At 66.6% G+C, this 6,557-nt stretch carries 6 protein-coding genes; all 6 read left to right on the forward strand.

Going from position 1 to position 6,557, the window contains the following annotated elements:
- Positions 1 to 42: 42 nt before the first annotated feature.
- Positions 43 to 810, forward strand: coding sequence for a GntR family transcriptional regulator (locus ACWGRX_RS22830; RefSeq protein ID WP_452119439.1), 768 nt, complete (start codon positions 43 to 45; stop codon positions 808 to 810).
- Between the two features lie 68 nt (positions 811 to 878).
- Positions 879 to 1,655, forward strand: a complete 777-nt coding sequence (locus ACWGRX_RS22835) for an SDR family oxidoreductase (RefSeq protein ID WP_291637087.1) — start codon at positions 879 to 881, stop codon at positions 1,653 to 1,655.
- Between the two features lie 180 nt (positions 1,656 to 1,835).
- On the forward strand, positions 1,836 to 2,273 hold the full coding sequence (locus ACWGRX_RS22840; protein WP_452119440.1) for an SxtJ family membrane protein: 438 nt from the start codon (positions 1,836 to 1,838) through the stop codon (positions 2,271 to 2,273).
- Positions 2,274 to 2,286: 13 nt separating this feature from the next.
- Positions 2,287 to 2,436, forward strand: a complete 150-nt coding sequence (locus ACWGRX_RS22845) for a DUF5989 family protein (RefSeq protein WP_184231721.1) — start codon at positions 2,287 to 2,289, stop codon at positions 2,434 to 2,436.
- Positions 2,437 to 2,447: 11 nt separating this feature from the next.
- On the forward strand, positions 2,448 to 4,280 hold the full coding sequence (locus ACWGRX_RS22850) for a carbamoyltransferase family protein (protein WP_452119441.1): 1,833 nt from the start codon (positions 2,448 to 2,450) through the stop codon (positions 4,278 to 4,280).
- Between the two features lie 161 nt (positions 4,281 to 4,441).
- Positions 4,442 to 6,331: an asparagine synthase (glutamine-hydrolyzing) gene (gene asnB, locus ACWGRX_RS22855; RefSeq protein WP_452119442.1), complete on the forward strand. Its 1,890-nt coding sequence runs from the start codon at positions 4,442 to 4,444 to the stop codon at positions 6,329 to 6,331.
- The last annotated feature ends 226 nt before the right edge of the window (positions 6,332 to 6,557 follow it).

The following is a 6,557-nucleotide window of genomic DNA, read 5'->3' on the forward strand; positions in this document are numbered from 1 at the left end:
TGCCGCTTGTCGTGATCTGTGATCACAGTTAGGTTGGCAGACATGACGGTCCCTGTCCAGTCCTCCCGCCGGTCGTCCGAGCTGGATGCCGCTACCGCTGCCCCCGCAGCGCCGGAGGGCGCTGCCCTGGATGAAATCGGTTCGCTCGCCCGCGAGACATTGGGCGAGCGGGTCACGGAGGAACTGCGCGCGCTGCTCATTTCCGGACGGCTGGCGCCCGGCGAAAAGCTCTCGCTTCGCCGCGTCGCCGAAGCGCTCGGGGTCTCGATGATGCCGGTGCGCGAGGCGGTGAACCGGCTCGTCGCCGACAAGGCTCTCGAGGTCCTGCCGGGCCGGGCCGTGCGGGTGCCGGTGCTGACCCTGGCGCAGTTCCGCGAGCTGACCCGGGTGCGTCTCGTCGTCGAGGGCTTCGCCGCCGAGGAGGCGACGAAGATCGCGACGCCCGACCAGATCGCCGTGATCGCCAGCCATGAAGACGCGTTCCGGCAGGCGGCGAGCGCCGACCCACCAGATCTGGCGGGGGCGGTCGCAGCGAATCGAAACCTGCATTTTGCGCTCTACGAGGCGGCCGGGATGCCTCTCCTGGTCGAGACGATCGAGCGGCTCTGGCTCAAGGCGGGCCCGATCCTCAATCTCGACATGCGCGCCGAGGCGCGCCGGCTCGACCGCGGCAGCGCCGTCCTGATGCACGCGGCGCTCGTCGTCGCGCTGCGCGAACGCGACACGGCGGCGGCGCGCGAGGCGCTGGCCGAGGATATCCAGCAGGCCGCGGACCATATCGAGGGCACGGGAAGGCTGGCCGAGGGATAGGGCCGGCAAGGATCGCAATCACGACCGGCAATGGCCGGCAAACGACAAAAGGCAAAGGGACGGAAACGATGGATCTAACGATCAAGGGCCTGCGCGTGCTGGTGACGGCCGGCGCCAATGGTATCGGCCGCGCGACGGCGCGGGCCTTCGCGGCGGAAGGGGCGAGGGTCCATATCTGCGATGTCGACGAGAAGGCGCTGGCCGCGATGGCGCAAAGCGATCCTGCGATCACGCGCTCGGTCTGCGACGTCTCCGACCGCAAGGCAGTGGCGCGGCTGTTCGACGAGGCCCTGATCGCGCTCGGCGGGCTCGATTGCCTCGTCAACAATGCCGGCATCGCCGGGCCGACCGGTCGTGTCGACGAGATCGCGCCCGAGGACTGGGATTCCTGCGTCGCCATCGACCTGACCGGCCAGTTCAACTGCACGCGGCTGGCGGTCGAGCACCTCAAGCAGTCGAAGAACGCCTCGATCGTCAATCTCTCCAGCCAGGCCGGCAAGCACGGCTTCCCGCTGCGCTCGCCCTATGCGGCGGCGAAATGGGGCGTGATCGGCTTCACCAAGGCGCTCTCGGCCGAGCTCGGCGAGTTCGGCATCCGCGCCAACGCGATCTGCCCCGGCCTCGTCGACGGGCCACGCATCCAGAGCGTGATCGCCAACAAGGCGCGCTCGCTCAACGTCTCGCATGAGGAGATGACCGGGCGGCTCTTCGCCGGCGTCTCGATCAAGCAGTTCGTCGATCCCAACGACATCGCCAAGCAGATCGTCTTCCTCGCCTCGCCCTTCGCCAAGACGATTTCCGGACAGGAGATCTCGGTCTGCGGCGATACGCGGATGCTGAGCTGAGGCGCTGGCGTCATGCTCGCCCTCGTGGCGAGCATCCACGGCTTGAACTCCAGAACTGCAGGAAGGAAGACGTGGATGGTCGGGACAAGCCCGACCATGACGGAAGAACTCCTGGCCCGCCTGCCCTCGACCTTCGCCCCTTAATCGCCTAGAGGATGCCGCCTGGACAGGAGCGGCGGCTTGACGAAGGGCGTGCATCACGAATTCGGGGCCGGGGCCGGCCATGACGACGGCGAGGGATCGAGCGATCGCTCCTTCGGCCTCGTCTTCGCGGCCGTCTTCGCATTGATCGGCCTCTACAACGCTTGGCACCATGGCCGGGCCTGGCCCTGGCTCGCGCTCGTCGCCGCCGGCTTCCTCGCCGTCGCGCTGATCCGGCCGGCAGTGCTTGCGCCGCTGAACAGGCTCTGGATGAAGTTCGGCCTGCTGCTGGCTGCGATCATCAACCCGATCGTGCTCGGCATCCTGTTCTTCCTCGTCTTCACGCCGACGGCGCTGGTCGCCCGGCTGGTCGGCAAGGATTTTCTCAAGCTCAAGTCTCAGCCGCAGGCGAAGAGCTACTGGGTCGTCCGCGATCCGCCGGGACCGGAGCCGGTCTCGATGAAAGACCAGTTCTGACAGGGAATAACCGATGTCGTTCCTGCGCGAGTTCTTCCGCTTCATGGCGGCGCGAAAGAAGTTCTGGCTGGCGCCGATCCTCTTGATGTGCGTGCTGCTCGGCGGCCTGCTGTTCCTGACCAAGGGCAGCGCGATCGCGCCCTTCATCTATACGCTGTTCTGAGCCGCAAGCGCATGCGCATTCTCGGCATATCCGGGCTCTATCACGACAGCGCGGCTGCGCTGGTCGTCGACGGGCGGATCGAGGCGGCGGCGCAGGAGGAGCGCTTCACGCGCAAGAAGCACGACGCCGAGTTCCCGAAACATGCGGTCGAGTACTGCCTCTCGGTCGCCGGTTGCGGGCTCGATCAGCTCGACGCCGTCGTCTTCTACGACAAGCCCTTCATCAAGTTCGAGCGCCTGCTCGAAACCTATCTCTCCTTCGCGCCGCGCGGCTTCCAGTCGTTCAAGATGGCGATGCCGCTCTGGCTGCGCGAAAAGCTGTTCCAGAAGCAGATCATCGCGAAGGAGCTGAAGAAGCTCAGTCCCGGATTCGATGTCGGGAAGCTGCTCTTCACCGAGCATCACCTCTCGCACGCCGCCTCGGCCTTCTACCCCTCGCCCTTCGAGGAAGCGGCGATCCTGACCATGGACGGGGTCGGCGAATGGGCGACGATGACGCTCGCCATCGGCAAGGGGAAGGACCTCAAGGTCCATAAGGAGCTGCATTTCCCGCATTCGCTCGGGCTGCTCTACTCCGCCGTGACCTATTATATCGGCTTCAAGGTCAATTCTGGCGAGTACAAGGTGATGGGGCTCGCCCCCTATGGCGAGCCGCGCTTCGCCCGGCTGATGCTGGAGAAGCTGGTCGACCTCAAGGAAGACGGCAGCTTCCATCTCGACCAGAGCTACTTCAACTACGGCGTCGGCCTGACCATGACCAACGACAAGTTCGCCGCGCTGTTCGGCGAGCCGGTGCGTGGGCCGGAGCAGTTGCTGACCCAGTTTCACATGGACATGGCGGCCTCGATCCAGGCGGTGACCGAGGAGATCGTGCTCAGGCTCGCCCGCTCGGTGCAGGCCGAGACCGGCATGAAGAATCTCTGCCTCGCCGGTGGTGTCGCGTTGAACTGCGTCGCCAATGGCAAGCTGCTGCGCGAGGGCATTTTCGAGGGCTTGTGGATCCAGCCGGCGGCGGGCGATGCCGGCGGCGCGCTTGGGGCGGCGCTGGCCGGCTACCATCTCTTCCACGGTAAGCCGCGCGAGGTGCCGGAAACCGGCGATGCCATGCGCGGCAGCTATCTCGGCCCGAGCTTCAGCCAGGCCGAGATCGAGGCCGAGTTGACGGCCGCCGGAGCGAAATTCGCGGTCCTGGATGATGCCGCGCTGATCGAGGCGACGGCGCAGGGGCTCGCCGATGGCAAGGCGGTCGGCTGGATGCAGGGGCGTATGGAGTTCGGCCCGCGCGCGCTCGGCGGCCGCTCGATTCTCGGCGATCCGCGCTCACCGGCGATGCAGAAGACGCTGAATCTCAAGGTGAAATACCGCGAGAGCTTCCGGCCTTTCGCGCCTTCGGTGCTGCGCGAGGATGTCGCCGATTGGTTCGAGCTCGACGGCGATTCGCCCTATATGCTGCTGGTTGCCGATGTGCGCGAGGAACTGCGGCGCGAGATGACGGCGGAGGAGAAGGCGCTGTTCGGCATCGACAAGCTGAACGTGCCGCGCTCGAGCATTCCGGCCGTGACCCATGTCGACTATTCGGCCCGGATCCAGACCGTTCATGAAGCGACCAATCCGCGCTATCACCGGCTGATCTCGCGCTTCAAGGCGCTGACCGGCTGCCCGGTGGTGGTCAACACCTCCTTCAATGTCCGCGGCGAGCCGATTGTCTGCAATGCGACCGACGCCTTCCGCTGCTTCATGGGCTCGGAGATCGAGCTCCTGGTCGTCGGCAACTGCATCCTGCGCAAGGAGGATCAGGACCCGGCGCTGAAGCTCGACTACAAGGAAGCCTTCGAACTGGATTGAGGGAGGGAGCGGTTGGGCCGCCTTCGTCATTCCGGTCGCAGCTCCTGCCGGTGCTGCGGTCGCAAGGCAGGGGCCGGCAAGGCCAATAGTCTTCCACCCTGGTCTGCGCTCGGATAAGAGGGGCCTCCTTTTCGCAGCGAGAGGCCTCGCCTGTGTGCGGTTTGTTTGCTTCAATCGGCTTCGAGCCCGATCCGGCGCGCATCGATATCGTCGCGCATCGCGGCCCGGACGGCCGCGGCTGGCAGACCTATGAGAGCCCGGGCGGGCCGGTGGCGCTGGGCCACAGGCGGCTGGCGATCATCGACGTCTCGGACGCCGGCCTGCAGCCGATGAGCGACGCCTCCGGGCGCTATCACCTGGTTTTCAACGGCGAGATCTACAACTATCTCGAATTGCGCGAGGAGATGCGGGCCAAGGGCGAGGTCTTCGTCAGCGATTCCGATTCCGAAGTGCTGCTGCGCGCCTATATGCTGTGGGGCGAGGCGGTGCTGACCCGCCTGCGCGGCATGTTCGCCTTCCTGATCTGGGACCGGCGCGACAAGAGGCTTTTCGCCGCGCGCGACCGCTATGGCATCAAGCCGCTCTATCTCGTCACCACGCCGCGCGGCGCCGCCTTCGCCTCGGAAATCAAGCAGCTGCTCGGCCTGCCCGGGCTCAGCGGGCGGATGAATGTCGCGCGCGTCCACGATTTCCTCGCCTCCGGCATGGCCGACCACACCGCCGAGACGATGTTCGAGGGGGTGATCCAGCTCCGTGGCGGCGAATGCGCCAGCCTCGATGCCGCTCGCCCGGGGCCGCTCGAGCTGTCGACGCGGCGCTGGTACCCCGCCGAGGCCGGCGAGATCTCGATCTCCGAAGCCGAGGCGGCCGAGCGTTTCCGCGAGCTCCTGAGCGATTCGGTGCGGCTGCATCTGCGCTCCGATGTCCCGGTCGGCTCCTGCCTGTCCGGGGGGCTCGATTCCTCGGCGATCGTCTGCCTGATGTCGGGCCAGATGGGCTCGAATGCCGGCGGCTCGCAGGTCAACACCGTCTCGGCCTGCTATGCCGAGAAAAGCGTCGACGAGAAGCCGTTCATGGATGCGGTCGTCGCGCATGCGCATACGCAGCCGCATTTCGTCTTTCCGAAGGCCGAGGACGTCTTCCAGCGTGCCTCGGACATTACCTGGCATCAGGACGAGCCTTTCGGCTCAACCTCGATCTTCGCGCAATGGTGCGTGTTCGAGGAGGCCCGCCGCGTCGGCGTCAAGGTGATGCTGGACGGGCAGGGGGCCGACGAGCAGCTCGCCGGCTATCACGGCGGCTTCTCCTATTACATGGCTGCGCTGACGCGCCAGCGCCGATTCGGCCAGCTCCTGCGCACCATCGTCGAGCGCAACCGCTATCACGGCACCTCGATCTACCAGCAGATCCGCAACCATCTCGTGCCGCTGCTGCCGCAGGGGCTGGCGGGAGCGTTGCGGCGTCAGCATCGCGCGCTGACCCAGCATGACTGGCTCGGCACCGATATCCTGCGCGAGCATGGCAATCCGCGTACGGCGCTCGAACTCGCCGGCGACGAGCTCGGCCTGCCGCCGGTCGCCGATCTGCGCAGCCTGTGTCTGACGATGACCTATGCCTCCAATCTGCCGATGCTGCTGCATTGGGAGGACCGCAATTCCATGGCCCATTCGATCGAGGCGCGGGTGCCGTTCCTCGATCACCCCCTGGTCGAGTTCTCGCTGGCGCTCGGCAATGATCACAAGATCGTCGGCGGCGACACCAAGCGGGTGCTGCGCCGCGGCATGGCCGGGGTCCTGCCCGAAAGCGTCAGGGAGCGCCGCGACAAGCTCGGCTTCGCGACGCCGGAGGAGATCTGGTTCCGTGGACCGCTGCGCGGGCAGGTCGAGGACGGCATCGAGAAGACGCTGGCGCGCTATCCCGGCTTGCTGAACGCCGCGGGGGTACGCCGGCTTGCGCGCTCGATGCTCGATGGCGAGCGGGGGCTGGACTTCACGCTCTGGCGGATCGTGAATCTCGGGCTCTGGGGCGAGCGTGTCGGCGTCGGCCTGTAGGGCGCCCGGGCCGGCGATCCAGCGGGCGCGGGTCATGTCGGGCGCGAGCGGCCGGCGCGTCCTGCGTTGGGATGGTCACTTGGCATGTTGTTGCTGCTCTGCTAACAGCCTGCGCCTTGCGAGGTCGCTCAGGCGGGGCCGTTGAGGCCGACGGCGCGGGCGGGCTGTGATCGTCCGGGTCGAGAGCGGCCCCACCATGTTCCGAAGGCGCAGTGCATGCTTGAGA

It is taken from the genome of Allobosea sp. NPDC055594, assembly GCF_053618995.1.